The sequence below is a fragment of the Streptomyces sp. NPDC059455 genome (assembly GCF_042750115.1).
GTDB lineage: Bacteria > Actinomycetota > Actinomycetes > Streptomycetales > Streptomycetaceae > Streptomyces > Streptomyces endocoffeicus.
Genome location: NZ_JBHYVB010000164.1, coordinates 1 through 26,918 on the forward strand (window position 1 = coordinate 1; position 26,918 = coordinate 26,918).

Sequence of the window (26,918 nt, forward strand, 5' to 3'; positions counted from 1 at the left end):
CGGCACCCTCGTATCCGCGGCGCCCTTCACAGACACGTACGAACGAGCCACTCGTCGGAGTTGTACGCGTCCCTCGCCGAATCCGGTACCGTGGCCGGCTTCTCCACGACCATGTCCTCCGCGCGAACGCGCTCCGGCAGCGTGCCGAACCTGGCACGCCGCCTGGTCTCGGCGGCATCGGCGGGCCCGAACTTCTCGGGTCTGGGCTTTTCGGGTGTCATGTCATCCTCCTCAGAATCGGTCGACGTCTCAGAATCGGTCGACGTCGAGGACGGCTTCGGCGAACGCCTCGGGCGCTTCCTGCGGCACGTTGTGGCCGATGCCCTTGAGCGTTCGGTGGTCATAGGGGCCGGTGAACTTGGACCGGTACGCCGCGCCGTCACCGGCCGGGGTGAAGGGGTCCAGCTCGCCGTCGAGGGTGATCGTGGGCACCGCGATGTCGGGGGCGGCCGCCAGGCGTGCCTCGAGCCTGTCGTAGCGGGGGGCACCCTCGGCCAGGCCCAGCCGCCAGCGGTAGTTGTGCACCACGATGGGGACGTAGTCGGGGTTGTCGAATGCCGCCGCCGTGCGATCGAAGGTGGCGTCGTCGAAGTTCCACGTCGGGGAGACATTGCGCCAGATGAGCTTCGCGAACTCGTGTCGGTACTCCTCGAAGCCCAGCGCACCACGTTCGGTCGCGAAGTAGTACTGGTACCACCATGCCCACTCGGCGGACGGCGGCAGCGGCAGCTTGTTCTTCTCCCGGTTGGTGATCAGGTAACCGGTCACGGAGACCAGGGCCCTGCACCGCTCCGGCCAGAGTGCGGCGATGATGTCGGCGGTCCGGGATCCCCAGTCGAAGCCTCCGAACACGGCCTTCTCGATCTTCAGGGCGTTCAGCAGGGCGATGATGTCGAGGGCGATCACCGATTGCTGCGCGTTGCGGAAGGTCCTGGGCGAGAGGAAGCTCGTGGTGCCGTGGCCGCGCAGGTACGGGACGATGACCCGGTGGCCCCGGGCCGCCAGCAGGGGCGCGACCTCCCCGTAGCTGTGGATGTCGTAGGGCCATCCGTGCAGGAGGACGACGGCCGGTCCATGGGCCGGGCCGGCTTCGGCGTAGCCGATGGTGAGCTCGCCGGCCTCGACCCGCTTCAGCGCCGGGAAGGACCCGCCGCCGGTGTGCGACGCCGTTGCCGCCCTGTCGGCGCCCGGACCGGATGACGGCACGGCCACTGCCGACGAGGGGCTGCTCAGGCCGGTCAGTGATGCGGCAGCCGTTCCCGCCGCCCCCGCGCCGATGGCCTTGCCGAAGGTACGCCTGTCGATCATCTGTGAACCTGAACCGTTTCTGTCCGTGTCGGCAGAGCGGGCGCTTCACGCCCGGCTGAGTGCTCCGAGCGGCCATGGTGGTGCTCCGGCGGCTTCGGGGCCTCGGTGTCCGTCCGCAGGCATCCTGCGGGTTTCCCGCAGCCGCCGCTCCGGAGCTCGTGCGATCGCTCCAGTACCTTTACTCCCGTGGATGCCGACCGCGCTGAACAGGGAGTGGATGCCGTGTCACGCCTCAGCGTGGTGATCGCCGACGATCATCCTGTGGTCCGTGCGGGGATGCGAGTGCTGTTGTCCCAGGACGATTCCCTGGAGGTCGTCGCCGAGAGCTCCACGGTCCCGGAGACCGTGGAGACCGTGACAAGGCACCAACCGTCCGTACTGGTCCTGGATCTCACCATGGCCGGCCAATCCAGCCTGCCCTCGATCCCCGACCTGCTCGCGGCGTCCCCCGGCACCCGGATTCTGATCCTCACGATGCAGGAGGATCCCGCGTTCGCCCGCGCGGCCCTGCGGATCGGGGCGGCCGGATATCTGCTCAAGGAAGCGGCGGCGGAAGAACTGGTCGGCGCGGCTCGCCAGGTCGCGAGGGGAGCCACCTACCTCCAGCCCGCCATGGGCGCCCGACTGGCCATAGCGGACACCGGCGCTCCCGGTGCCGATGGAGATGCCTCGTTGACAGCGCGCGAACTGCAGATTCTCTCGCTGCTCGCCCTGGGCCACACCAACCAGGAGATCGCGCGACGTCTCTACGTCTCCGTTCGTACGGTCGAGACGCACCGCGCCAGGATTCGGGACAAGCTCAAAACCGAGACCCGGGCGGAACTCATCGCCGCGGCGCGCGAGCGCGGACTGCTGGGATGAACGGCTCGCCACGGGCCAAGGCCGGCCCGATCACGGAGGCCGCCGGTGCGGCACTGCTCGTCATCGCCTTCGCGATCGAGGTCCTCCAGCAGCAGCCTCGCTGGGTGATGCGGCTCTCCCTCGGCGCGGCCGTCGTCCTCATCATCGCGGCGGCACTGAATACCGCCGTCCGGCGGGCGTGGCTGGCGGCCCTGTGCGGGCTCGCCCTCATCCTCGCCGTGTCACAGCTGGTCCGCATGACCAAGGAGCCGCTTTTCAACGGCTTGAACATCGTGCCTCTCCTGCTGATCGGCTGCGCCGCCATGCTGGGCCGCGGCGCGGTGGCGCGCCGCCGCAGTCTCGCGCGCGAGCGGGCTCAGGCTCGCAGCGACGGCGAGGAACGAGAACGGCGGCGCTGGGCACGTGAGTTGCACGACGAGACGCTTCAAGAACTGGTCGCCGTCCAGATCGTGCTGTCCACCGCCGCCGTCAGTGGCGAGCCCGCCGCCATGAAGGACGCCATCGACCAGGCGCGCGGCCTGATCACGAACCAGATCACCTCGCTACGGCACCTGATCGTGGAGATGCGGCCCTTCGCCCTCGACCAGCTCGGCCTGGCGCCCGCCCTCGAGACACTGTGCCGGCGCACCGGGGAGACCTTCGGGCTGGAGGCGGAACTGCGCGTCGGAGCGGAGTGGAGCCGGCTCGGGGACGAACTGTCACCAGAGGCCCAGGCCCATATCTACCGCATCGTGCAGGAAGCGGTGAACAACGCGGTCAAGCACGCCGAGGCGAGCCGTCTTCTCGTGGAACTCGACAGCGACGATCACGCGATCACCGTGGCGGTGCGGGACAACGGCCGCGGAATGGCCCATCAGCCTTCCACCCCGGTCAACCGATCCGCGCTCCGCACGGTGGTCTCCACGGGTACCGGACTGTCGGCCATGCGCGAGCGCGGCCACCTGCTGAACGGACACCTCACCGTGGGTTCCACCCCCGGTGGGGGAACCCATGTGTCCCTCCTGATACCCCGCCACGCCAAGCGACGCCCCAGGGCCACGTAGCTCTCCATCACCGCCAACATCCACGTCAGCCAATACTGCCGTTGTCCCACCGGCGTTCGACTTCCTCCGACAGGAAGGCGGTCAGGCGCCGCACCCCCTCCTCGATCCGTTCGGGATCGAGATAGCTGCAGGAGAGCCGAAGTTGGTGATCACCTGCTTGATCCAGGTAGAACTGCCGCATCGGTGTCCACAGCACGCCGTATTTGGCCGCGGACACCTCCAGCAGAGCGGCATCCACGGGGACGGGCAGATGTATGCGGACGAAGAACCCACCGCGAGGGCGGTTCCAGCGGATTCCGGGATGCGATCCGTCTCCCAGATGCCGGTCCAATGCGTCGACCAGGCAGGTCAGGTTCCGTTGGTAGATCTCGGACTTGCGACGGCTCAGCTCGATCACGGAGCCTCCGTGCTCCAGCAACATCCCGCCGATCACGGCCTGGCACAGCGGGGATGTGTTCACGGTGACCATGCTCTTCACGGCGGCCAACTCGTCCGCCAGCAGTGTGCCGCCAGAAGACGAGTCGATCGGCTGATCAGCGATCACATAGCCGACTCTGGCTCCCGGGAAGGCAACCTTGGCAAAGGTACCGATATGAACCACACTGCGAGCGGTGTCAAGCGCTTTGAGCGGAGGCAGTTCGGCTCCGGCTGCCGCCGTGAACCCGTAAGCGTTGTCCTCTATGACGAGGAAGCCCTCGCGCTCCGCAAGGTCGAGAAGTCTCCGACGGCCGCCAAGCGACATATGCGCCGCGCCGGGATTGGAGAAGTCCGGTGCCACGTACAGCGCACGAACCGGCCGGCCGTCTTCCCGAGAGGAACGGCACGTCCGCTCCAAACCGTCGAGATCGATCCCGGCGTCCGTCTCGTCGACCGGAATCACATCGATGTCCAGGAGCCGGGCTGCCCCGATGATGCCCACGAAGCACGGATTGGCCACCGCGAGCACGCCCTCGGCCGAGCGGAACAGCGCACGCAGCACGAGCAGCATCGCTTCCTGGGCACCGACGGTCATGACGAGCGTGTTCTCGGGGGCGTCGATCCCGTGGTCCCGGCGCAAGGCATCAGCGACAATGCCGTTGATGATGCCCCTGCTCGGCCCGTACTCGAGAAGCAGTCGGCGTGCCTGCTCCGGGCTCCGTCCGGTTTGGACGAGATAATCGATGAATTTGTCAACGTACCGTTCGGTGTCGATATCCTCGAACGTGTCCGGATGCGGCGCGCCGGGCGCGAAGGATATCGCTTCCGGATAGCGGCTCATCACCTCGTTCAGAAATCCGATCGAACCGAGGACCGGATCCCGCAACGAGCTGTGCAACGAGGAGGAATGGAGTCTCATCCGCCTGGCGTCCTCCTACCCGCGAGATTGTGAGCGCTGCCAGCGTCATTCCCACCCTGGCCAAAGCATCGTCACTCTACGCGCTCACCGTCCTGCCGTGAAGATCCATCAGCTGAACCGCGGCACCATGCGTCTGCCACCAGTGCGCTGCGGCTGCGGACGCCGGTCTTCGCGAGACGCTCTTCAGGTGGTCCTGCACGGTCGCCACGGTGATGTGCAGTTCCGTGGCGATGGCCCGCGACGGCAGTCCGGCGACGCCCCGCGCCAGCACGTCCCGCTCGCGTGGTGTGAGTCCGTACGCGAGCAGCAGCACCTCGGCCACATCGGTGGCCGGCGCCGGGTTCATCGTCACGGCCACGGACGCCGGGTGCGGGCCACCGCTCAGCGGGGAGGCATGCAGCGAGAGCCACCGGCCCGACCGGCCACGGACCCGGCTCCCCGGCCGCACGCGTGCCATCGCGGAATACCACTTCGGCTGGAAGGACCGCGACGGCAACCCGGACGTCGGCGGCTGGAGGAAGGGAATGCGCGGAGCACTCGTCCTCGCGTCCGCTCGGGCCATGGGCGGCGCTCCCGAGTCGGCCGCCGCGGCGGCGGCCGCCGTCGAGCTGGTGCACAACTTCTCCCTCCTGCATGACGACCTCATGGACCGGGACGCCGTACGCCGCAAGCGCCCGGCGGTCTGGTCCCAGTTCGGCGATGCTCAGGCCGTGCTGACCGGAGACGCACTGCTTGTCGTGGCGATGGAGATGCTGTCCGACGGTCCGGCCATGCTTCAGGAATTGTGCGAGTCGCTGCTGTCGCTGGTCGGCGGCCAGGACGAGGACCTGGCCTTCGAGCAGCGTATGGATATCGACCTCGACGAGTGCGTAGCCATGGCCGCCAGGAAGACGGCCGCGCTGCTGGCCGGCTCGTGCGCTCTCGGTGGGCTGGTGGCCCGTGCCGATCCGCAGCGCGTACACGCGCTGCGGAAGTTCGGACACCACCTGGGCCTGGCCTTCCAGCTCGTCGACGATCTCCTGGGCGGAGCGCGAGGCGGAACGTCAACGGGCCATGGCCGTGGCCGCGCTGGAGGCCGCTGCTCCGGCGGAGGAGGGCGCACAGGCGCTCAGCTCGCTCGCCCGGATCATCACGCATCGCGACCGCTGAGCGGCATGCCATCGCCCCGGCCGGCGCAGGCCGGGTGCGGTGCCCACCGCACGCTGCCCGGTGCCGCGCGCCGCCGTTCGCGTTCCTGCCAACGCCGTTCGACCTTGGCCAGAACGTCCGGGGCGTAGGTGCGTTCGGCCTGTACGACGGCGAACTCGGCGAGGTAGGCGCGGTACAGGTCGACAGGTTCCTCGGCGACGGTGAGCATGTGGCGGTTGGCTGAGACGGCGGGCGCGCGGAGCGCTTCGACAGCCCTGTCGACGGCGCCGTCCATATCCTCGGCAGGCACCACGGCGTCGCACACATAACGGGCCTCCGGTTCGGTCGCGGCGATCCGGCGTCCGCCGAGCACCACCTGACGGGCCAACCGGGCTCCGGTGAGCCGGGTGAGCCGGAGGTTGCCGAGCCCGGGCACGATGCCCTCCTCGGCGGCGGGCAGGCTGAGGTAGGCGTTCTCCTCGGCGATGACGTGGTCGAGGACCAGCAGGAGCTGCATACCGCCACCGATGGCGAAGGTGTCGACGGCGCCGATCCACGGCTTGCCCACACCCCGTTCGCACCCGTCACCGGGCGACGGGGCGGTGAGCAGACCGCGAAGCATCTTGTTGACGTAGCCGAGCTCGCGGCCGAGGAGAAACTCGACGAAGGAGATCCGCCCGTCGCGCAGGTCGGTCAGGTTGACTCCGGCGCTGAAGACACGGCGTCCCCGGTACTTGGGATGGTCGACGGTGCCGCCGCGCAGCACACCGACCTTGATCGCGTCGTCGAGCAGGACGAGGTCTACGGCGGTTTCCAAGTCGGCGATCAGCCGGTCGTCCTCCGCGTTCAGCCGGGCGGCGTTGCGGAACTCGATATGACCGGCGACACCCCGACGTTCGAGGTACACGGTGTCCAGCTCGATCCGGCCCTCGGTGCGGAAGCCATCGAGGAGCGTGCGGGCGCGTGGGGTGGGCCTGAGCATCGTCTCGACGAGGTGCCGGCCGGCGGTGGGCGAGCGCAGCACCGCGCCACAGAAAATGCCCTGGTCGATCTCCCGGCCCTCCTTGTCCGCCTGGACGAAGCGGCGCTCGGCCGCCATCTGGGCACGGGTCGGCACCAGGCCCGGGAACCGGTCGGCGGCCTCGTACACGAGGTCCGCCAGGCGTACGGGACGGGTCAGCCCGTCGGTGAGCACCCCGTAGACGGTCTCGGTGTGCCGGGCGAGGAAGGCCCGGCGGGCCCGGCGGGCGCGCGCGTGGACCGCGACGGCGCGGTCCCGGTCGTGGGGGGCGCGGTCGGGAACGGGCGGCAGCGCCGCGAGCCGCCGCTCGGTGCCGCCGATGTACTCGGCCAGGCGGCGGGCGTCTGCCTCGATGCCGCCGGTCGGCTCGGGTACGGGATCGAGGGAGCCGCCGCCGGGCGCACCGGCGCTCATCCGGCCGCCTCGACGTGGCCCGCCGCCGTCCCGGCCGGGGTGCCGGGTCCACCGTTCCGCAGGCGGCGCAGCTCGCGGTCGCAGGCGGCGAGATGCGCGCCGAGGGCGTCCTGGTACTCGGCGGACGCGGCCTCCGTCAGCAACCGGCGGCGGATCCCGGCCTCACGGCCGGAGAGCCGTCCGCGCAGCACGGCCGCGTGACGGACGGCTTCGGTCACATCGTCGCTGACCTCGTCGACGATGCCGAGTTCGACGGCGTCGGGGAGGGGGATGTCGGAGTCCCACAGCACAATGCGACGGGCACGGGCCGGACCGATGTGCTGGACGAGCCGGTAGAGGGCCATACCGGGCCAGAACTGCCCATCGTTGACCGGAAGCAGCAGCTTCAGGTCGGGGGTGCCGATCCGGTAGGCGGCGGCCAGCAGCACGTCGAGGACGGGGCCGCCACATGTGCCCTGGGCCACGGTGATGGTGACGTTGTCGAGGCGTTCCAGGCGACGCACGGCCCGTTCCCAGCGGTTGACCTCATGGATGGAGACATCGCCGGGCCATTCCCGGGCCCCGGGCGGTGGCGGCGCGAACCGGAGGATGACCACCGTCCGTTCGCGCTGTTCCTCCGCCTCCTCACACACGGCGTTCACCGCCGCGGTCAACTCGGGCAGCGGGCTGCCGCCGTCCAGCCGGGCCAGGATGCCCAGGCCGTCGGGCAGCAGGGTCCGGTCGGGCTCGGTCTTCATGTCGGCAAATCTTCCTTCCGTCACCAGCCCACCAGGGCCGTCTCGATGGTCGACCCGGGCCCCATCGTCATCAGCACCCCGAGGTCACCGGGTACCGCGACCCTCTCGTCACGCAGCCGCTTGTACGAGAACAGGAACGAGCCGCTGGAGAGGTTGCCGTGGTCGCGCAGGACCCCGGTGGTGTGCCGCACGTCGTACCGGGACAGTCCGAGGTTCACACGGACCGAGTCGATGACCTTCTTGCCGCCGGAGTGCACCACCCAGTGGGCGATGTCACCGACGCGCAGTCCGGTGCCCTCCAGGAGCCGTGCCACGGCGGTCTCCGCGTTGGCCCCGACGACGTAGGGGACCTCGGGGTCGAGGTAGAAGCTGAACTTGCCGTGCCCGTCGTCCCAGTCGTAGCGCATCGCGTCGACCGCCTCGGGGATGATGTGGCTGGTGAACCTCAGCAGAGCCGAGTCCGGCGGGGGCTCCTGTGGAGTGGCGCGGACCGCGACAGCCGCCGCGCCGTCGCCGAACAGGCTGTTGACCACGGAGGAGCGCATCGTGCCGTCGAAGACGTAGGCGGCGGAGCAGACCTCGACGCATACCATCAGGGCGAGCTCGCCGGGGTGGCCGGCGGCCCAGCCGACGACGGCGTTGAGGGCGTTCAGCCCGGCGTTACAGCCCATGCCGACGACGTCCAGGCGCTGGCAGGACTGTTCGATACCCAGGTCCTTGATGAGCAGCGCGGAGAATCCGGGGGTGAGCAATCCGGTGGAGGTGACGCAGCACAGGTATCGGATGTCGCCGAGCGCGGCGCCTGCGTCCTTCAGGCAGTGTCCGACGGCCTCCCGGCCCAGCTGTAGCCCGCTCGCGGTGTGTTTGCTCAGCAGGTCGCCCTGGGACTCGACGGCGGGGAGCCCGTCGGGGCCGGTCGGGGGCAGGGTGAGGTTGCGGCGTTCGATGGCACCGCCGAGGAAGACGGAGCGGATCCGCCGGTCGGTGATACCGAAGGTGTCGAGGATTTCCCTTTGCGTGTAGGAGGTCGGCGGCACGGCGGTGCCGACGCCGGCGATACCCGGGGCACCAGAGCCTGTCCGCTCCGGCGGGTTTTCTGGAGCTGAGGCCGCCGGTTGCTGCGTTGCGCGCACGTTTATCCTCCGTATGACACGTGACCGGTCCGGCTGGACGGTCGCGGATGTCGGCCACGTGGGCCGCCAGGCCGCCGGAACCCGTGCGCCCCGTGTTCTCGTGGACGAGAGCGTTGCGGAAGGAAAAGAAGGGCAGTTCCCGTTCGCAAATTGCTCAGAAGCACGCGACAGACCACCCGCTCTTCATTCGCCTCGACATGGACGTGATACTCCAGGAAACTTCCGTAATCGGCACCAGTGCTAGCCGCAGTTACGGGACGCCGAATGCCCGTAACGCCACGGTCGTCTTCGCCGCCCCACGTGACGGTCATCAGACGCACCTACTGCGCTCCTGGCACAAAAGGAGCATTTCACGGCAGCATACGGGCATGATTCGGGCAGCAAAGGAGGCAGAAACGGGCTTGGGGCATGCGTTTAGTCATGACTAGAATCCGAGTGCGGCGTGATCGGGACGGGACGCCGAACTGACGGGGGCACAACCGCCACGCGGTCACGCGATACGTGACCTCGAGGTTTGGAACGCCGAAAGGAAAGCCCCGGTTTGCGCCTTATCCATGCGAATAAGCCAATCAGCGGCTTCTCGCCTCCCGGAACGGGGAGGGCGTACGCGCCGTGGGGATCGGCCAGCCAAAAGCTCCGGCGTCCCGTGGCAGAAGGTACGAGAAGGTACAGACCTCCCTTTCACTGACCGCCGGTGCACCTTTTCAATTCTGCACCCATGACCGGAACCCATAAGTCACCCGGTCACACCAGTTGCGACTAGCGACGCTGTGCCGCACCCCAGAAATCAGTGACGCGGGGCGGCGCCGCAGGGCAAGGCAGCACTTACGGAGGTGCCAGGATTGATCTCTAAATCCTCTACCACCACTATTTCCTGCGATATGTGCGGCAAGCACATCGACAAGAGAAACCCTGAAAGCGCGACCCCGCTTCGCTCCCGATACTGCTCGAACGCCTGCCGACAGCGTTCCTATCGGCAACGGCAGAAAGTTGGCGGAATGGGCACAGCGGTTGACGGCGGGCCGCTGACCCAGTTGAGCAGCTTTGTCGGCCGAACCGACGAGATGGTGGAGTTGAGCCGGTTGCTCCACGGCGTACGGCTGCTGACGCTGACGGGGCCCGCCGGTGTGGGCAAGACCCGTCTGGCGCTGGAGCTGGCCGGGCAAGAGCAACGCAGCAGGCACTGCGAAGTCGTCGTCGTGAAGTTGGCGACACTGACCCACATCGACCAGATACGGCGGCAGATCCTGATCGCCCTCGGCGAGCCGGCCGAAGACGGTGTTCCGCGCGCACCGCGGGCAGCCGCGTACGCGAAGGAGAGTGAGCGCCTGCTGGTGCTGGACGACTGCGAGCACGTCCTGGACGAGTGCGGGTTGATGCTGAGCGAGCTGCTGCCAAGCCACCCGTATCTGCGGGTCATCGCCACCAGCCGGGAACCATTGCGTCTCCCAGGGGAGGCATTGTTCTCACTGTCCGGTCTGGCGCTACCCGATGTGGACGGCGATGCGTCTCTCTCGGAGTGTCTGCGGTCGGACGCCGTGCTTCTGTTCCTGGACCGGGCGCGAACGGTGGTGCCTGATTTCCAGCTCACCCAGGAGAACGCCGGGCACGTGGGCGAGATCTGCACCCGGCTCGACGGCCTGCCGCTCCCCATCGAGATGGCTGCCCGGCTGATAAGAGTGTTTCCGCCGGCCGAGGTCAGGGCTCGCCTGGACGACCGCCTGTCCCTGCTGACAAACGGATGGCGGCTGGCGGACCAACGGCATCAGAGTCTGCGGGCCTCCCTCCAATGGGGCTACGACCTGCTGAATCCAGCCGAACGGTCGCTGCTGCGCGGGCTGTCCGTACTGCCGGGCGGCTTCGGGTTTGACACGGCTGCCGCGGTGGCCGCCGACGGCAGCGACGCGGAACCGGGAACGTCCGAACTGCTGATCGCCCTTTCGGTCAAGTCCGTCATCACTCCGTACACCGATCAGGACGGTTCGGCACGGTTCCGGCTGCTGGAATCGATGCGAGGTTTCGGTCACGAACGGCTGGTTGCTGAAAGCGAGGACACCGAGACGTACGGGCGGCTGGTGACGTGGCTGACACAACTATCAGAACCGCTCCATAGGGAAACGTTCCTCCAACCCGCGGTGCTCCGACATTTGGCGGCGGAACACGGCAATCTCACCCATGCCCTCCACTGGCTGATCCCTGGCACGGACGAGCGGCAACTGCTCCTGGCCGGCGCACTGGCCACGGTGGAGTTGTCACCGGGACCCGCGGACGACACGCTGACACTGCTCTCGCACATCCTGGACCGCGGCATCGAGTCATCGCCCTACCGCAGCGTCGCTCTTGAGTGTGCGGCCACGCTGGCGGGGCGGCAGGGGGACTACGGCACGGCCATGCGCCATGCCGAGCAGGCCGTGGAGTTGGAACGCGGCTACGGCCGCGATCCGCTCCTCAGCCGTCTCCTGCTGTTACGCAGTGCGCTCCACGAAACACACGGCGACCAGGACAGTGCCGTGGCGGACCTGCGGGAGTGCCTGAAGATCGGCCACCGGCTGCGTGACGAAACCCTGACGGCTCTCTGTCGGGTCGGTCTCGCCCGGTACCAGCTGCTCAACGGTGAACTGGGCCGGGCCGAGCAGGTGATCGAGGAGTTCCTGCCCCTCCTGCGCATGAGGGTGCCGCCACGTTGGCTGCACGCGGTTCTCGTCACGGCGGGCGCGCTCGCTCTCGAGAAGGACGACCTGCCGACAGCGGAGGCGTACTTCACCGAGTCGTTGCGCGGTCCCGCGGAGCACACGCGCGGACCGGCCGACGCACTCCAAGGGCTGGCCATCGTCGCCGCCCGCGCCCACCGGTTCGAGAGAGTACTTCAGCTCATCGGGGCAGCCGAGCAGTTCGGCCCGCCTGCTTCGTGGGGTGACGCGTGGTGGCGGGAGCGGGTGAACGCGGCACGGTCCGCGGCGCTGAAGGTCCTGCCGCCGAACCGGGCCGGCGCCTCGCTCGAAGCCGGACGCGCGATGCGGCACCGTCATGTCCTCGCCTTCGCCCTCGGCTCCCAGGCGACCGGCGCGACCGGCGCGACCGCGGAAGACTCCGACAGCCTGCTGAGCAAGCGGGAGCGGGACGTGACCGCTCTGGTGGTCGAAGGACTGACCAACCGGCAGATCGCCGCCCGGATGCATGTGTCGGTGCGCACCGTCGAGACGCATATCCGCCACATCAGGACCACCCTCGGCCTGCGCTCGCGTGCCCATATCGCGGCATGGGCCGCGGAGCGGCGAACAACGACGGTGCGCCCCGCCGTGCTGTCTCCCCCGGGCCGGAGGCCGCTGACTGAGGGCGGCGGTCAGTCCTGGACGGTCACCACTTCCACCAGCCGCACGGCGGCGTCCAGGGTCTCCTCGACCTCCCGGGCCGAGCCGCCGGCCGCGATCACGTAGCCGAGCCGGTCATAGGCGTCCCGCGGCGGCCGTACCGCACGGCCCGGTGACCCGGTGATCACCACCCGTTCGACGCCGGGCACACGCTCCGCCTCCGCTGTTCCCGTGATGGCCACAAGGCGTCCCGTCCGACGCGCGATCAGGAATCCGATGCCCGCGTGCCGGGCCCTGTCGGCGAGCAGCCGCACAGGGTACCCGGCCGCGGCCCGCACCTGCTGCTCCAGAAGGTCGATCCCAGTCGCCGCACGGACGAGTTCGGGGATCATGCCGCCGGCGAGCCTGGCGTTGATCTCGATGACCACGGGGCCCATGTCCGTCATCCTGATCTCGATGTGTGCGGGGCCTCGATCGAAGCCCACCGCCTTGAGCGCCTGCCGGGCCGACTCCGCGAGTTCGCCGGAGGTGGCCTCCGGCAGCTCGGCAGGAAAGACGTGGCCGGTCTCGACGAAGTACGGCAGCGCGCTGGTGGTGCGCTGGGTCACCCCTATGCAGGCGGCCTGCCCGTTGTCGCAGAACATCTCCACGCTGTATTCCGGCCCGCGGGCGTACTCCTCGATCAGGACCTTGCCGGCGGTGGCCTGGCCGCGAACGTTTTCGGTCACGGCCAGGACGCGGGCGGCGTGCTCCGCGGCCGTGGCGGCGTCCTCGCACCACAGCACGTCCTGCGACCCCGATCCGCCCACGGGCTTGACCACGCACGGCAGGCCCACGGACGCGACGGCACCGGCGATGTCGGCGGAGTCGCCGATCACAGCGAACGCCGGCTGCGGCACCCCGGCGTCCCTCAGCGCCGTACGGGTCAGCGACTTGTCGCGGCAGGCCGTCATCGTCTCCGGGGCGTGGCCCGGCAGGCCGAGCGCGGTGGCCAGCCGTGCGGTGTGTTCCAGATAGAAGTCACTGGTCGTCGTGAGCCCGGCGATGGTCCGTTTCCCGGCCGCCTCCCGAACCGCCCGGAGGACGTCCGCGTCGCTCTCGGTGTCGCAGGCGACCGTCCGGCAGCCGGTGCCGTCGAGGCCGGCGTAGCGAGCGGGGTCCTTGGCCAGCAGGACCGGCTCGAAGCCGAGCCGCACGGCGGTGCGCAACGCGAGCATGCCTGTCCCTGTCGTATTCGACTCCACAAAGACCAGGACGGGACGGTTCTCGCGCGGGATCGAGGCGAACGACCAACCGGTGACCGTCGTGCCGTAGGGGACCTCGACGGGCCGGGTGGCGATCGGGCCGGCGGGCCGGTGGCGGTACACGCTGTCCACGTAACGGTCGCCGCGATCCGGCAGGATTCCCACCAGACGGGTGCCGGGCCCCGCCTCGGCGGCGAGGTGGGTCAGGATCCGGTACACCGACCCGGAGGTGTTCCCGGCGAAGATCTTCTGTTCCCGGGCGAGCCGCTGGGTGGCGTCGAACGCCTCGTCGTCCGAGAGCCAGTGCACCTCGTCGAAGAGCCGGTAGTCGATGTTGTCCGGGTACAGGCTGTTGCCCAGTCCGCTCTGTTTGCGGGCCGGTACGTCGGGCTGGCCGAAGAGCACGCTGCCGACGCAGTCGACACCGACCACCTTCAGGTCGGGCAGCCGCTCCAGCAGCGCCGCGGACGTGCCGCACAAGGAGCCGCCGCTGCCGACGGAGCCGACCACGACGTCCACCGTTCCCAGGTCGCCGATCAGTTCGTCAGCCAGCGTCCGGTACGCGGCCGGGTTCTGCGGGTTGCTGTACTGCTGGGGCCAGTAGGCACCGGGCATGCCGCTCATCAGCTCCGCGAGCCGCTCCAGCCGGGCGCCCTGCCACCCCTGCCCGGTCATCGTCTCCACCACGTGGACCACGCACCCGAGGGCCTCCAGTTTGGTGAGGGTGATCGGGTCGATACGGGGGTCCGTGACGATGTGCACGGGGTGCCCCAGGTAGGTGCCGACGAGAGCGATTCCCAGCGCCATCGTGCCGGACGAGCTCTCCACGATGGGCGCGCCTTCTTTAAGCGCACCGGACCGGCGGGCCTCGAGGATCATCTGCCGGGCGACACGGTCCTTCATCGCGTAGGGGTTCAGCAGCTCGAGCTTGGCGTAGACCTCGACCCCCTCGGCGGCGTCCACCCGCAGCCGTACGGCCGGGGTGTTGCCTATCGCGTCGACGATGGTGTCATGACGCATGCGCGCTCCCTGGTGACGTGAACGAACGAAAGACGGTGGTGGCGCCGGGCAGGCGCGAACATGCCGCGGCGGCGGCCGACAGCTTGTGCTGGTGGTCGGGGTCGCCGGCGTCGAGCAGGAGGCCGAGCATGGTGCCGCTGTGGGCGCAGACCACGCCCAGAGCGCCGATCTCGTCGCTGACCCGGATCATGGCGTCGAGGTTCCGTTTGGGAACGAGCCGCTGGTTGAGGACCGCGCTGCGGGTGGCGATCGCGCCCACCCGGGCGAGGTCACCGTGATCGACGGCGGTGGTGAGGTCCCGCATCAGGCGCTCGTACTCGCGTTTCTGTGCAGGCGTGCGGTGCAGGGGCCGCTGGTTGAAGGCCACCGTGTCGAGGTGACCGCCCTCGTCGACGGCCACCACCGTGGCCGGGGGCAGGGTGCCGAGCGACGCGCGCAACCGGACCGTCCGGTGCTCGAACACCACGATCCCCGGGTGCATCACCCCGTCAGTGGGCTCGATCGGGCGCAGCCAGCCTTCGACGGCCGCGGGCGAGGTGTCCAAGCCGAGCACCGCCCCCACGGCCCTGGCCGTGGCGACCAGGTCGGCGGAGGAACTGGCGAGCCCTTTCCCCACGGCCAAGCCGCTGTCGAGGACCAGGGAGCCGCCGCCGACGACGCCTTGGGCTTCGAACATGGCCCGTGCCAGGCGCAGCGACTTGGTCTTGTGGGAGGGGAAGACGTTCAGTGGACCGTCGCGGTCGTACCGGAACCACGCCCGGGTGCCGCGGGTGATCGGGAACGTGACGAGGAAGTCGGCTCCGTCGGGCAGCACCCCTTGAAGCAGCTCGCCGAAGGTTCCGCAGGCGGTGCCCGCGCCCTCGCGCAGGTCCACGCCCGGCCGGCGGGCGACCAGTGCCGGCTCCCTCATGACCGCCGCTCGGCCGCGGTGAGCAGGTCGTCCCGTTGCTGGGCGGCATCGGCGGATCTGCGTTCGCGCAGTGACCACTCGTCGGTGAGCTTCGCGAATTCGGCGTCCTGGTCGACGAGCATCGTCCGCACCTCGTCGGGGTGGGCCGAGCCGGCCGATCGCTTGGCCCGCAGTCCTTCGTCCACGTCGAAGGCGGCGACGAGGAGGGCGTCGGTCCGCGCGACCTCGTATCCCGCGTCGGCGCAGAGCGTGGCCAGTAGCGAGCCGTCTGGTTCGGCCGGCCGCAGCCCCTTCTCCAGGGCGCGCTTGATGTACCGCCCGGAGATCACCTGAGCCGTCCGCCAGGGGATGCCGCACTCCAGCGTCAACTGGTTCGCGAGGGTGAATCCTCCCAGGTACTCCCCCGCACACGCCTCGCGCATCCGGTTCGCCGAGAAGGCCGCTCCAGCGATGACCGCCCGAGTCAGCCGCAGCACCGAGCGCATGGCGTCGAATTGGGTGCGCAGGTGCCCGCCCGCTTCCTTCGACACCTCCACGGTGTTGGTGTACGCGGTGTTGCGCTGCCCGGCGGCGATGTCGGCCGCGCACCCGGCGACGTGGGCACACCGGCCTCGGATGCGCTCCAGCACGGGAAAGTTGCGCTTCTGCGGCATGGCCGCGGAGATGCCCGACAGCTCGTCAGGAAGCTCCAGGAAGCCGAAACCGCTGCCGCCCCAGGTCATGAGGTCGGTGGCGAAACGGCTCAGCGTCACCGCGTAGCGGGCCAGGTCGCCGGAGATCGCCATGGCCCAGCCGCGGGAGGCGACAGCCACCAGCGCATGCGGCTGGACACGGGAGAAACCGAGCAGTTCGGCCATGCGAACGCGGTCCCAGGCGAGCTCCTGGCCGGCCATCGTTCCCGAGCCGAGCGGGCAGGCGTCGACCTCGTCGTAGGTGTGCAGCATCCCGCGCAAGGTGGCCGTGGTCTCGGCGGCGAGGGCCGTGAGGTGGAAGCCCGGGCTGATGATCTGCGCGGCCTGGGCATGGGTGTATCCCGGCATGGGCACGTCGGCGTACCGGGCGGCGAGCGAGGTGGCCGCACGGCCCAGCGACAGCAGGTCGGCGGCCACAGCGGTCAGGTTCTCGCGAGCGCACATCAACTGGGCGCAGACCTGGAGGTCGTTGCGGCTGCGGTCCACATGCCACGCGTGGAACGGCGGGACCGGGCCGGACAGGACGTGCCGCTCGACGGCGAAGGAGATGTCCGACATATTCTCCTTCGGGTCGGCGCGGACGACGTCCGGGGTCAGCGAGTCGAGCCGTGCCCCGATCCCGGCCGCCCCGGCGGCGTCCACCAGCCCCATCCGCACGTACTCCAGCAGCAGGACCTTCTCGATGGCGAGGTAGTGGCCGAGCAGATGCTCCACTTCGTAGGCGAACTGCGGGGCAAGCACCTCCTCGTGCCAGATGTCGCTCGGTACGCCGTCGATTCGGCCCGTCACCGCCATGCCGTCCTCCTCGGGCGCTTGCGTTCGAGTTCGGTGACGAGACCGGCCACCGTCGGATCGGCGAAGAACGCCCGGATGCTCAACTCGGTGTCATGCTCCGCCTCGAGGCGCGCCAGCATGCGCAGGGCCTGCACCGAGTGACCGCCCAGGTGGAAGAAGTCGTCGTGGACGTCGGTCACCGCGGTGCCGAGGACGGCGCTCCACGCGTCGGCGACCAGCTTCGCCGTCGCGGTGCGTGGCCTGCCGCCCGCGGCCATCCGGGCGGGGCGCGTCGCCGGGGCGTCTCCCGGCCGGGGCGCGACCGGGAGACGCGGCAGGGGCATATCCCATGCGGAGACTCCCGCGACGAGCAGCGCGAGGTAATCGGCGAGCAGCGCGTCCGCGGAGCTCCTCTCGACGAGTGCCACGTTGTACTCGACCCGGACCGTGTCGGCCGTGATTTCCAGCAACAGGTCGTCCTCACAGCCGGCGGAACCGGAGGAGGCAGCCCCCAGGCCGCCGTCCGCGGGCACATGGTTGAAGGCCAGTTGGTACAGGGGCGGCACCCCGGGCAGCCGTGGCACGGGCAGCAGTTCGACGAGGGTCTGGAAGGGGATGTCGTACCGATCCTCGACATGGGTCGCCGACCGTACCCGGCCCACCAGTTCGGCAAAGGTCGGGGCGCCGCCGACATCGACCCGGACCACCAGCATGTTGACGAACGTGCCGATCATCGGCGCCACATCGGCCTGGCGACGACCTGTCACCGGCAGACCGACGACGATGTCCTCCTGTCCCGAGTGGCGGTGCAGCAGGGCCACGTAGGCGGCGAGGCAGAGCATGACGGGCTCGGTGCCGAGCCGCCGTGCCGCACCCGGCAGCGACGCGGTGACCTCCGGGGGGAGGCCGGCCCGCACCTCGGCCCCCACGAACGTCCGGGCCGCGGGCCTCGGGTGGTCGAGCGGCAGGCGGTGGACGGGCGGGAGCTGGGCCAGCCGCGCACGCCAGTACGCGGCCAACTCGGTTCGCCGACGGGGCGACAGCCGGTCGCGCTCTCGCCGTGCGTAGCCGGTGTAGCTCAGCGGAAGCTCCGGCAGCTTCGGCTCCCGTCCCTGTTCCACGGCCGCGCAGATCTCGGTGAGCTCGGCGTGGAGGTTGAACCGTGAGGCGGCGTCGTAGACGAGGTGGTGGGCGGCGAAAACCACCGCCCATTCCGTCTCCCCGAGCGCAAGCAGCTCCGCCCGCCACAGGGGGGCTCGCTCCAGGTCGAAGGGCCGACGCGCCAGCTCTGTCCTGCGAGAGCGCCGGGCGTCCGCCTGCTCGGCGTCGTCCGCACCGGTCAGGTCGACGTGGCGGAGCGCCAGGTCGATCCGCGGGAGTACGTACTGCGTGAGCCGGCCGTCGACGATCCGCAGGGCGGTGCGCAGGGCCTCGTGGCGCCGCACCAGCAGGGCGAAGGCACGCCGCAGGTCGGCCTCGGTCACCTCGGCGTGCACGACCAGCTCATCCACGATGCGGTACGCCGACGCGTCGGGCGCCATCCGGCTGGCGAACCACACGCGCTCCTGTGCGGAGGACGCGGGGACGGCGCGCGGCGCGGCACCGTGAACCGGCTGCGGCTCGACGCGCGCCGCGTGCTCTGGTCCCGCCGTCATGGCGTGGGGCGGGACGGCCGGGGCAGCGGGCGGGCGCCGGTCACGCCTGCTCACCGCCGGTGCCCGCGTCGGTGCCCGGCTGGATGTGGCCGGGGTTCCGCACCGCGTCGCCCATGACCACCACGATCTCGCGCTGTCCCTCGAACGGTTCCCGGCTGTGGGCCATCCTGAGGTTGTCGACGACGAGGACGTCCCCGCTTCGCCACGGCTCGCCGACCGTGAACCGGTCGTACACGGCGTTGACGGCCTCCACGGTGTCGCCGTCGATGGCCGTGCCGTCGCCGACCATCGTATGGAACGGCAGGCCGTGCGGCCCGTAGACGTCGGTGAGGTACTCGCGGACGGCCGGATCCATCGTCAGCCCGTTGAGGAAGGCGATCTGGTTGAACCATCCGGGAACGCCCGTCGTGGGATGCCGTACGACGGCGGCGCGCCGCTGACGGGTGCGTAGCCGGTCCCCGGGCAGCCACTCGTGGTCGATGCCCGCGGCGGCGCAGTACGCGTCCACTTCGGCGCGGTCGTCGGTCCCGAACGCCTCCGGCCACGCCATGCCCACCTCGTGGTACATGCGGGTCAGCAGCCAGCCGTGGCGCTCGAACGGGGCGACGAGATCGGGCGGCAGCGCCTTGAGGACCTGCTGGGAGTCCGCGACGTTGGTCCTGCCGCCCCGGTCGGGGGCCGTGAGACAGCCGAAGACCAGGATGCCGGGGACCGTGGCGGCGTAGCTCAGTTCATGGTGCATACACATCGGCTCGTCCGACGGCCAATGGCTGGACGAGTAGAGCCCCGGGGCGTGGGCGGTCCTCGGAGCGAAGCCTTCGCGCTCGGTCATCGCGGTGATCCCGAGTCCTTCCGCGACCGCGGCGACGTCGGCGGCCGTGCGCACTCCGATGCCGCGCAGCAGCACGGCGCCGGACTCGGCGACGGCCGCGCGGACGGCGGTGCGGTGGTCGGCCGCCCAGGCGGCGGGCCCCTCGTCGGGCTGTGCGGCGAGCACGCGTGGTACGGGCCGCGACTCGGTGTCCGACGCCTCGGCGGCCTTGCGGTCGACCAGGGCGGCGATGTCCGTGACGGTGGGAGTGCCCCACAGTTCGGCGACGGTCACCTGACGGTCCAGGGCGATCGACAGACGGATCACGGAGAGCGAGGTGCCGCCGAGTTCGGTGAAGCGGGAGTCGCGTCCGATCCGCTCCAGCGGGACCTTCAGCACCTGTGCCCACAGGTCCGCGATCTTCCGCTCGGTCTCCGTGGCGAACTCCGTGGCCCGCACGTGCCCGGTACCGTGGCGTTCCCGCTGGGCGAGATCGGTCAGGGAGATCTTGTCGATCTTCCCATTGCCGGACAGGGGCAGCTCAGGGGTGTGGTAGAGGCGCGGCGGGACCATGTACTCGGGCAGGGTCCGGGCGAGCGTCCTGGCGACCTGCCCCGCGTCCGGCGCGTCCGCGCCGGTGTAGTAGCCGACGAGCTGTGGCTCGGTGGCGGATCCGGCGACGACCACGGCGCCGTCCCGGACACCGGGTACTTGCAGGAGCCGGTCCTCGACCTCGCCGATCTCGATCCTGAACCCGCTGATCTTGACCTGCGAGTCGCGGCGGCCGAGGTATTCGAGCTCGCCGGAGGGCAGCCAGCGGCCGAAGTCGCCCGAGCGGTAGAGGCGCTCGAGCGGCCGGTGGGGGTCGCGGCCGAAGACGGCCGCCGTGCGCTCCGGGTCGTTCACGTATCCGCGGCCCACGCAGACTCCGGCGATCACGATCTCTCCCGGTGCGCCCACCGGGAGAAGCTGAAGCCTGTCGTCCATGACGTAGACACGCGAGTTGCGCACGGGGGCGCCGAGCGGCACGGCACGGTGGGCGGGCAGGGCATGCATGACGCCGTGGTTGGAGTCGTCGCTGACCTCGGTAAGGCCGTAGCAGTTGACCAGCGGCACGGTGGGGAAGGCGTCGAACCAGCGGCGCACCAGCTCCTTCTTCAGTGCCTCGCCGGTGACGGCCATGACGCGCAGGTCAGGCAGCTTCCGGTGCTCCTCGGCCAGCGCGGAGAGGAAGAGTTCGAGGTACGTGGGCACCAACTGCGCCACGTGGACGCCGTTCTCGGCCAGGGTGTCGATGAACGTGTGAACGTCCATGATCACGTCCTGCTCGATGATGAGCGTCTGGCCACCCATGAGGAGAGCCGAGACCAACTGCCACAGCGATATGTCGAAGCACTGCGGCGCGGTCTGCGCCACGACGTCTCCCTCCTGGACGCCGAGGTCTTCGATCTTGGCGTAGAGGTGATTGAGGAAGCCGTCGTGTTCGCACATGGCGCCCTTGGGTTCGCCAGTCGAGCCCGAGGTGAAGTAGATGTACGCGAGCTGGTCCCCCGCGATGACGAGGTCCAGGTTGTGGCGCGGTCCGCCTTCTTCGAGGAGGTCCCGTACGTACAGGCACCGTGTGTCCTGGCCGGCCAGCGCCTGCTCCAGCGGCGCGACGTCGTGGTCGGCGAGTACCCACCGGCACTCTCCCCTGGTGAGCGTGTTCGCCATCCGCTCGGCGGGGAAGTGCGGTTCGAGCGGCAGATAGCAACCGCCCGCCTTGAAGACGGCGATGACGGCCGCGAGCCACTCCAGGGAGCGCTGCGTCACCACCGCCACGACATCCTCGGGGCGCACCCCTTCCCGGCGCAGGGTCCAGGCGACAGCGTTGGCTTTCTCGTTCACCTCGCGGTAGGTCCAGCTTCGGCCGCCCTGGACGGCCGCCACCGCCTCCGGGTGGCGACGCACCCGGTCCTCGAACAGCTCGTGAAAGCGTCGTCCGGGGAGCGGCTTCTCGGGCCCTGAGCAAAAGTCGATGACCTTCTCGGTCTCGGCGTCGGACAGCAGACCATGGCGGGTATGCGGCTCGTCGGGGCACCCGGTAAGGACGCGCAGAACGTGCTCCACGTAGCCGCCCAGTCGCTCGGCCGACATGTGGGGCTGCTCATCGGTGCTGCCCCAGGCTTCCTGTGCCTCCTCGCGTCCCTCATCGGTGGCTGCGCGCACGATCAGGTCGCGCCAGGTCGCGTCGGCAGGCAGGGCGGGCCCTCCCATGACCACCGAGGCGACCTTCCACCGCGCAGCGAGCCGGACCACTTCGGTATCGACGGCGCAGGACCGGGCCAGGGTGATGGCGGCCTCCGCCACCGCCGGTGCCGCCGAGAGTCGATCCCGTTCGTCGCCGACCTCGCGAGGAACTGCGTCTTCCATGAGGTTCCCTACCTTTCGTCCTGGGTTGGTCGCGGTCATTCGTAAGATCGGGACACCCAGGGGTGCCGGGTGCGGCTGTCATGTTGTTGCCGCGTTCATGGCCGAGGAGGATGGGCAGAACCACCGCGTGCGCACTCTCAACATCGCCAGGAGTGCCGGTCACCGCCCCGGCTTGACGTCATGATGGGGATCCTCCTACTGATCGATGAGGCCGTGCGGCAATGAGGATCTCCAGGACGGACGATGCCGGCCTCCATGCCGACTAGCCGCAGACGTCTGTGCCGTCCATCGTCTGTCACCCCTTTGCGGTAGCAGCGGCATCTCCATACGGCTCCTCGGCTCCGGACTCCGGTGTGCCGAACTGGGCTGCGTACATGCGGGCGTAGGGTCCGGCGGTGCGCATCAGCGTCTCGTGGTCGCCCTGTTCCACGACCCGCCCGGACTCCATGACGAGGATGAGGTCGGCATCCCGGATCGTGGAGAGCCGGTGAGCGATCACGAAACTGGTCCGGCCGGCACGCAGGGTATGCATCGCCTTCTGAATGTGCGCCTCGGTGCGCGTGTCGACCGCGCTGGTCGCCTCGTCCAGGACCAGGATCGCTGGGCGGGCGAGGAACGCCCGTGCCACGGTGATCAGCTGCTTCTCTCCCGCGCTGATGACGTCGTCGTCGCCCAGGACCGTGTGGTAGCCCTCCGGCAGGGCTCGCACGAAGGTGTCGACGTGAGCGGCGCGGGCCGCCTCCACGATCTCGTCGAAGGCGGCGTCAGGGTTCCCGTAGGCGATGTTGTCCGCGATGGTGCCGCCGAAGAGCCACACGTCCTGCAGGACCATGCCGATTCGGGCGCGCAGCTCCGCGCGGTTCATGCCGGCGATGTCGGCGCCGTCTAGGGTGATCCGGCCGCTGTCCGGTTCGTAGAAGCGCAGAAGGAGGTTGACGAGCGTGGTCTTGCCCGCACCGGTCGGTCCGACGACCGCCACGGTCTGCCCGGGGTGGACGGTGAGGGACAGGTTCTCCAAAACCGGAGTGTCGGGCCGGTACCGGAAGGAGACGTGTCGGAATTCCACGTGACCGCAGACGGTTTCCAGGCGGGTCGGGCGGGCTGGGTCGGCGGGCTGCTCCGGTTCGTCGAGCAGGTCGAACACTCTGCGCGAGGACGCGACACCGGCCTGCGTCCGTTGGATGATCTCGCCGATCTGGCCGATCGGCCTGTTGAACTGCGCCGAGTACTGCAGGAAGGCCTGAACGCCGCCCAGAGAGATGCCTCCGGACGTGACGAGCAGGACTCCGATCACCGCGATGAGCACATAGTTCAGACTGGTCACGAACATGCTCAGGGGCCGGATCATGCCGCTGATCAGCACGGCGCCCACGCTGGACTCGTACAGCGCGTCGTTGTGCTCCACGAAGGAGGCGTCGTCCTCGTCCTGACGGCCGAAAAGCCAGGTCGTCCGGTGTCCGGTGTACTGCTCCTCCACATGGGCGAAGAGCAGGCCGGTACGAGTCATCCGCTCCGCGGCCTGTACCTGGGAGCGCCGGGCGAGACGACCGGACAACAGCAACAGGACCGGTACGGTCACGACGAGCACCAGCGTCAGCAACGGGGAGATGTAGAACATCATCAACAGCGAGCCGGCCACCGTCATGGCCGCGGTGACGGGCTGTGCCAGCTCCAGTCCGATGGCGATGGCGCCGATGTCGTTGGTGACGCGGCTTATCACCTCGCCGCGCGGCCGACCGTCGAAGTAGCGCAGAGGCAGGTGGGCAAGCTTGTCCTCCACCTGCTCACGCAGTTCGGTTACCACGCGCTGCGCCATCGTGGTGATCAGCCATCCCTGGAGCAACAGGAGGACCGCGGCGACGGCGTAAAGCACCAGTGCGATCACCAGGTAGTGCGTGACGCGGGAGAAGTCGATCCCCTGGCCGGGTACCACGTCCACCCGGTTGACGATGGCGAGCATCGTGGTGTCGCCGTTTGCGCGCAATTCCTCGAGCATCTCGCGACGTGTGCTGCCTGGTGGGAACCGTTGGCTGAGCATCCCGGCAAACACCTGGTCGGTGGCCTTGCCCAGGAAGACCGGTCCGGCGACGGACAGAGCGACCCCGCAGACGCCGAGCAGAAGGACGCCCATCAGGTGATTGCGGCGTGGCCCCAGAAGTCGGCCGAATACCTCCACGACCGTGAGTTGGGCCGGCGCCTGCTCGGATCCCGTATCGCGCCGGAGCCCCTGCGCCGAGGTGCGGAGCCTCTTCGCGTCGGTTCCACCAGCCATTCGCTCGCCGCTCACGCTCTCTCCGGAATCGTCGTCTGGGACTGCAGGATCTGCTGGTAGATCTCGTTCGATTCGGCAAGTTCGCTGTGCGTACCGCTGCCGACGATCCGTCCCCGATCGAGGACGACGACCTGGTCGGCATCTCGTACGGTGCTGACGCGTTGCGCTACGAGGAGGACCGTGCGGTGCGCTGCCTCCCGGGCCAGTGCCTGCCGGAGGGCGAGTTCGGTGGCACCGTCGAGGGCGGAGAAGGAGTCATCGAACAGATAGAGGGCGGGACGGCGCAGCAGCGTCCGCGCGATCACCAGCCGCTGACGCTGGCCGCCGGAAAGATTGGCACCGGCCTGAGCAAGAGGATGGTCGAGTCCTCCAACCGTTCGTTCCACGAATTCCCGGGCCTGCGCGACATCCAGTGCGTGCCACAACTGCTCGTCGGTGGCGTCCGGCGCACCGTATCGGAGGTTCGTGGCGACGGTGCCCGTGAAAAGGTGCGGCTTCTGCGGCACCAGACCGACCGCGGCCGAGAGCACAGCGGGGTCCAGCTCACGGACATCGACTCCGTCGATCCGAACCGTTCCCTCTGTGGCGTCCACCAGACGCGGGATCAAGTTCAGCAGGGTGCTCTTGCCGCTGCCGGTGCTGCCGATGAAAGCGACGGTCTGTCCCGGACGCACCTGGAGGTCGATGCCCTGCAGCACCGGGCTCTCGGCGCCGGGGTACTGGAATCCAAGCCCGCGCAGTTCGAGGGTGCCGCGGACGGCGGAGGGGCGGACCGGGCGCCGGGGCGGGCGAAGACCCGGCTCGGCTCGCAGGACCTCGTCGACGCGGAGAGCGGATACCTGGGCCCGGGGCACCGCCATGACCATGCCGCCCAGCATGATCAGCGCCCCGAGGACTTCCGCCAGATATGTCAGAAAAGCGGCAAGGGCGCCCAGTCGCATGTCGTTCGTGTCAATCAGGTGGCCGCCGAACCACACGACGGCGACCCCGCTCACGTTCATCAGCAGCGTCATCAACGCAACGAGCACGGCCATGGTGCGGCCCACGCGGAGAGATGCCTCCTGCAACTCGGCATTGACGTGAGCGAAGCGGCGGCGCTCGTCTTCTTCCCGGACGAAAGCGCGAACGACACGAACACCGATGATCTGCTCGCGCAGCACTCGGTTCATGGTGTCGATGGTGTACTGCATGCGGTGGAAGGTCGGCCGCAGGCGATGGTTGAAGAGCCCGATGGTCAACGCCAGGAGGGGTATGGCCACAAGCAGCAGGGACGTCAGCGCGACGTTCTGGCGCAACGCCAGGACGATGCCACCGACGCATGCGACCGGTACCGACACCACCAGGGTGAGGGTGAGCAGCAGCAGGGCCTCGATCTGAGCGACATCGTTGGTAATGCGCGCCATCAGTGAGGGCACACCGAACCGTTCCACGTCTGTCGGCGACAGCCGCCGCACCCGGCCGAAGAGTTCGGCGCGAAGCTCCCGGGACACAGCCATCGTCGTACGGGCACCGTAGAAAGCCACCCCCAGCCCGGCCGCGCCCTGGACGAACGCCATCAGCAACATCAGTCCGCCCGCATGCAGAACCTGGCCGGTATCGCCTGTCACCAACCCCTCGTCGATGACTTGGGCGTTCAGGGTCGGCAGATACAGCAGGGCCACAGTCTGGACGGCTTGGAGCAGAACAGAGACGACGATCCCCCGGCGGTGAGGCGCGAGTCGGGGACCCAGCAATGCGGACAATGCGCCACCCCACACTCTCCGTCCCATGGCAGCTTTCCCCTCTGCGCGTAACGACCGAGGCTTTCGCTCTCGTATGAAAACCGGCGATGTCCATCTCGACGGCCGGGACCGTCCAGGCACGCTTCACGAGTGTCCTTGTCGTGGACGATGTGCCAGCCGTCGGGAACATCGGCGAACTCGGGTTGGATTCATGCCAATCGCCACCTCTCCCGTGAGCCGGACGAGGCCGATGCGCCTGGACACCTGACCACCCATCGTCCCGCTCTGCGCCCCGACACACGTCGGCAAGTGCCGCCGTTACGGTGCGCGTGGTCTCGTCGTCGAAGCTCGCCGCTCACGGCAGGTGGCACAGCCCGGCGCAGCACACCGGCGCCGGGTGGCCAGCAGGGTCCATCGCCACCGCAGCGGTGGGAGGTACTCGAGAACAGGGGCGCACGGTCGCTGGTGACCACAGGTAAGGCACATACGCGACCAGGGGCTTCGGCCACGTCGTAACGGCGGCGATCCCCGATGCCGCCGGACTCCGCCGCGGCCGAAGGTGAACGGCAGCGACCTCTGTATGGGCGCTCTACCAAGGAGGACTGACATGGCAGACCTGGACATCAAGTACATCGGCGTCGCCACAGCCGACGACGGCCGCGACGGCCGTGTGGTCAGCGACGACGGTGTACTCGATCTGACTGTCACGCCTCCTCCGGGTGTGCTGTACAAGGTGGAGCAGATGCGGTCGGTGGTGCCGGAGGCGACCAACGAGCCGGGCACCAATCCCGAGCAGCTTCTCGCCGCGGGCTACTGCACGTCGTTCCACGGCGCCCTGGGCGCGATCGCGAAGCAGGCGGGTGTCGACATGACGGACTCCAAAGTGACCGCGAAGGTGGCCGTCGGCAAACTCCCGGATCGCAACATGGGCTTCTACCTGGAGTTGTGCGTGTCCGTGCCGAAGGTGGACGACGAGACGGCACTGGAGCTGGCCGAGTACGCGCAGCAGATCGACCCTTATCTGATCGCGATGAAGGGGAACGCCGACATCCGGCTGACGACGGCCTGACCTCTATTCGCCGACAGGGCATATGAGGCGGCCACACCCTCAGGTG

Annotated in this window: 19 protein-coding genes and 1 pseudogene; 5 read left to right on the top strand and 15 right to left on the bottom strand. The window is 69.1% G+C overall.

The window, feature by feature from the left end; all coding sequences use genetic code 11:
• Positions 1-26: 26 nt before the first annotated feature.
• Both ACFXB5_RS39550 and ACFXB5_RS39555 read right to left on the bottom strand, forming a co-directional pair.
• A complete protein-coding gene (locus ACFXB5_RS39550) occupies positions 27-221 on the bottom strand; it encodes a hypothetical protein (protein WP_385217787.1) in 195 nt (64 codons plus the stop codon).
• 28 nt (positions 222-249) lie between these two features.
• On the bottom strand, positions 250-1,308 hold the full coding sequence (locus ACFXB5_RS39555) for an alpha/beta fold hydrolase (protein ID WP_385217790.1): 1,059 nt from the start codon (positions 1,306-1,308) through the stop codon (positions 250-252).
• Positions 1,309-1,530: 222 nt separating this feature from the next.
• Here ACFXB5_RS39555 and ACFXB5_RS39560 point away from each other — a divergent pair, with 222 nt between their 5' ends.
• Both ACFXB5_RS39560 and ACFXB5_RS39565 read left to right on the top strand, forming a co-directional pair.
• A complete protein-coding gene (locus ACFXB5_RS39560; RefSeq protein ID WP_385217791.1) occupies positions 1,531-2,169 on the top strand; it encodes a response regulator in 639 nt (212 codons plus the stop codon).
• On the top strand, positions 2,166-3,212 hold the full coding sequence (locus ACFXB5_RS39565; protein ID WP_385217794.1) for a sensor histidine kinase: 1,047 nt from the start codon (positions 2,166-2,168) through the stop codon (positions 3,210-3,212). Before ACFXB5_RS39560 ends, ACFXB5_RS39565 begins: the two co-directional genes overlap by 4 nt.
• Before the next feature lie 25 nt (positions 3,213-3,237).
• Here ACFXB5_RS39565 and ACFXB5_RS39570 read toward each other — a convergent pair whose 3' ends face one another.
• Together ACFXB5_RS39570 and ACFXB5_RS39575 are read right to left on the bottom strand one after the other, a co-directional pair.
• Positions 3,238-4,548, bottom strand: a complete 1,311-nt coding sequence (locus ACFXB5_RS39570) for a PLP-dependent aminotransferase family protein (RefSeq protein WP_385217797.1) — start codon at positions 4,546-4,548, stop codon at positions 3,238-3,240.
• A gap of 76 nt (positions 4,549-4,624) precedes the next feature.
• Entirely contained in the window at positions 4,625-5,005 is a 381-nt protein-coding gene (locus tag ACFXB5_RS39575) for a LuxR C-terminal-related transcriptional regulator (protein WP_385217800.1), read from the bottom strand.
• Between the two features lie 67 nt (positions 5,006-5,072).
• Here ACFXB5_RS39575 and ACFXB5_RS39580 point away from each other — a divergent pair.
• Positions 5,073-5,561, top strand: a pseudogene (locus tag ACFXB5_RS39580) (polyprenyl synthetase family protein); the annotation flags it as partial.
• A 116-nt stretch (positions 5,562-5,677) separates the two neighbouring features.
• On the opposite strand, the gene dpgC reads toward ACFXB5_RS39580, so the two are convergent.
• Genes dpgC through dpgA form a run of 3 tightly spaced genes read right to left on the bottom strand, consistent with a single transcriptional unit; the run spans position 5,678 to position 8,906 of the window.
• Positions 5,678-7,111: a (3,5-dihydroxyphenyl)acetyl-CoA 1,2-dioxygenase DpgC gene (gene dpgC / locus ACFXB5_RS39585; protein WP_385217802.1), complete on the bottom strand. Its 1,434-nt coding sequence runs from the start codon at positions 7,109-7,111 to the stop codon at positions 5,678-5,680.
• Positions 7,108-7,848 carry an enoyl-CoA-hydratase DpgB gene (dpgB, locus tag ACFXB5_RS39590; protein WP_385217803.1) on the bottom strand — a complete coding sequence of 247 codons (741 nt, stop codon included), beginning with the start codon at positions 7,846-7,848 and terminating at the stop codon, positions 7,108-7,110. Before dpgB ends, dpgC begins: the two co-directional genes overlap by 4 nt.
• Before the next feature lie 20 nt (positions 7,849-7,868).
• Complete coding sequence (gene dpgA, locus ACFXB5_RS39595) at positions 7,869-8,906, bottom strand: 3,5-dihydroxyphenylacetyl-CoA synthase DpgA (protein ID WP_385217827.1); 1,038 nt, start codon at positions 8,904-8,906, stop codon at positions 7,869-7,871.
• 1,073 nt (positions 8,907-9,979) lie between these two features.
• Here dpgA and ACFXB5_RS39600 point away from each other — a divergent pair.
• The gene (locus tag ACFXB5_RS39600; protein ID WP_385217805.1) at positions 9,980-12,418 is read left to right on the top strand and encodes an ATP-binding protein; all 2,439 of its coding nucleotides are present in this window, start codon (positions 9,980-9,982) and stop codon (positions 12,416-12,418) included.
• Here ACFXB5_RS39600 and ACFXB5_RS39605 read toward each other — a convergent pair.
• The 8 genes from ACFXB5_RS39605 to ACFXB5_RS39640 form a co-directional block, all read right to left on the bottom strand.
• Positions 12,325-14,556, bottom strand: a complete 2,232-nt coding sequence (locus tag ACFXB5_RS39605; RefSeq protein ID WP_385217808.1) for a pyridoxal-phosphate dependent enzyme — start codon at positions 14,554-14,556, stop codon at positions 12,325-12,327. The two genes, ACFXB5_RS39600 and ACFXB5_RS39605, sit on opposite strands and share 94 nt — an antisense overlap.
• Positions 14,546-15,466 (bottom strand): kinase, encoded by a 921-nt coding sequence (locus tag ACFXB5_RS39610; protein ID WP_385217811.1) that lies wholly within the window; start codon positions 15,464-15,466, stop codon positions 14,546-14,548. The genes ACFXB5_RS39605 and ACFXB5_RS39610 overlap by 11 nt, the downstream gene beginning before the upstream one ends.
• Positions 15,463-16,953: a lyase family protein gene (locus ACFXB5_RS39615; RefSeq protein WP_385217813.1), complete on the bottom strand. Its 1,491-nt coding sequence runs from the start codon at positions 16,951-16,953 to the stop codon at positions 15,463-15,465. Before ACFXB5_RS39615 ends, ACFXB5_RS39610 begins: the two co-directional genes overlap by 4 nt.
• Positions 16,944-18,587 (bottom strand): condensation domain-containing protein, encoded by a 1,644-nt coding sequence (locus ACFXB5_RS39620; RefSeq protein ID WP_385217815.1) that lies wholly within the window; start codon positions 18,585-18,587, stop codon positions 16,944-16,946. The genes ACFXB5_RS39615 and ACFXB5_RS39620 overlap by 10 nt, the downstream gene beginning before the upstream one ends.
• Positions 18,588-18,627: 40 nt before the next feature.
• Positions 18,628-21,810: an amino acid adenylation domain-containing protein gene (locus tag ACFXB5_RS39625; RefSeq protein ID WP_385217818.1), complete on the bottom strand. Its 3,183-nt coding sequence runs from the start codon at positions 21,808-21,810 to the stop codon at positions 18,628-18,630.
• 295 nt (positions 21,811-22,105) lie between these two features.
• Positions 22,106-23,941 carry an ABC transporter ATP-binding protein gene (locus ACFXB5_RS39630; RefSeq protein WP_385217821.1) on the bottom strand — a complete coding sequence of 612 codons (1,836 nt, stop codon included), beginning with the start codon at positions 23,939-23,941 and terminating at the stop codon, positions 22,106-22,108.
• A gap of 152 nt (positions 23,942-24,093) precedes the next feature.
• Positions 24,094-25,824, bottom strand: coding sequence for an ABC transporter ATP-binding protein (locus ACFXB5_RS39635; protein ID WP_385217823.1), 1,731 nt, complete (start codon positions 25,822-25,824; stop codon positions 24,094-24,096).
• Positions 25,716-26,012 carry an MbtH family NRPS accessory protein gene (locus tag ACFXB5_RS39640; protein WP_385217829.1) on the bottom strand — a complete coding sequence of 99 codons (297 nt, stop codon included), beginning with the start codon at positions 26,010-26,012 and terminating at the stop codon, positions 25,716-25,718. The genes ACFXB5_RS39635 and ACFXB5_RS39640 overlap by 109 nt, the downstream gene beginning before the upstream one ends.
• 398 nt (positions 26,013-26,410) lie before the next feature.
• Here ACFXB5_RS39640 and ACFXB5_RS39645 point away from each other — a divergent pair, with 398 nt between their 5' ends.
• Positions 26,411-26,872: an Ohr family peroxiredoxin gene (locus tag ACFXB5_RS39645; protein ID WP_385217825.1), complete on the top strand. Its 462-nt coding sequence runs from the start codon at positions 26,411-26,413 to the stop codon at positions 26,870-26,872.
• The last annotated feature ends 46 nt before the right edge of the window (positions 26,873-26,918 follow it).

What these genes read in the sequence shown, in the direction of transcription:
- ACFXB5_RS39550 (WP_385217787.1), bottom strand. Translation starts at nt 221, where the DNA reads ATGACACCCGAAAAGCCCAGACCCGAGAAGTTCGGGCCCGCCGATGCC.
- ACFXB5_RS39555 (WP_385217790.1), bottom strand. Translation starts at nt 1,308, where the DNA reads ATGATCGACAGGCGTACCTTCGGCAAGGCCATCGGCGCGGGGGCGGCG.
- ACFXB5_RS39565 (WP_385217794.1), top strand. Translation starts at nt 2,166, where the DNA reads ATGAACGGCTCGCCACGGGCCAAGGCCGGCCCGATCACGGAGGCCGCC.
- ACFXB5_RS39570 (WP_385217797.1), bottom strand. Translation starts at nt 4,548, where the DNA reads ATGAGACTCCATTCCTCCTCGTTGCACAGCTCGTTGCGGGATCCGGTC.
- ACFXB5_RS39575 (WP_385217800.1), bottom strand. Translation starts at nt 5,005, where the DNA reads ATGGCACGCGTGCGGCCGGGGAGCCGGGTCCGTGGCCGGTCGGGCCGG.
- dpgC (WP_385217802.1), bottom strand. Translation starts at nt 7,111, where the DNA reads ATGAGCGCCGGTGCGCCCGGCGGCGGCTCCCTCGATCCCGTACCCGAG.
- dpgB (WP_385217803.1), bottom strand. Translation starts at nt 7,848, where the DNA reads ATGAAGACCGAGCCCGACCGGACCCTGCTGCCCGACGGCCTGGGCATC.
- ACFXB5_RS39600 (WP_385217805.1), top strand. Translation starts at nt 9,980, where the DNA reads ATGGGCACAGCGGTTGACGGCGGGCCGCTGACCCAGTTGAGCAGCTTT.
- ACFXB5_RS39605 (WP_385217808.1), bottom strand. Translation starts at nt 14,556, where the DNA reads ATGCGTCATGACACCATCGTCGACGCGATAGGCAACACCCCGGCCGTA.
- ACFXB5_RS39610 (WP_385217811.1), bottom strand. Translation starts at nt 15,466, where the DNA reads ATGAGGGAGCCGGCACTGGTCGCCCGCCGGCCGGGCGTGGACCTGCGC.
- ACFXB5_RS39615 (WP_385217813.1), bottom strand. Translation starts at nt 16,953, where the DNA reads ATGGCGGTGACGGGCCGAATCGACGGCGTACCGAGCGACATCTGGCAC.
- ACFXB5_RS39620 (WP_385217815.1), bottom strand. Translation starts at nt 18,587, where the DNA reads ATGACGGCGGGACCAGAGCACGCGGCGCGCGTCGAGCCGCAGCCGGTT.
- ACFXB5_RS39625 (WP_385217818.1), bottom strand. Translation starts at nt 21,810, where the DNA reads ATGGAAGACGCAGTTCCTCGCGAGGTCGGCGACGAACGGGATCGACTC.
- ACFXB5_RS39630 (WP_385217821.1), bottom strand. Translation starts at nt 23,941, where the DNA reads ATGGGCGTCCTTCTGCTCGGCGTCTGCGGGGTCGCTCTGTCCGTCGCC.
- ACFXB5_RS39645 (WP_385217825.1), top strand. Translation starts at nt 26,411, where the DNA reads ATGGCAGACCTGGACATCAAGTACATCGGCGTCGCCACAGCCGACGAC.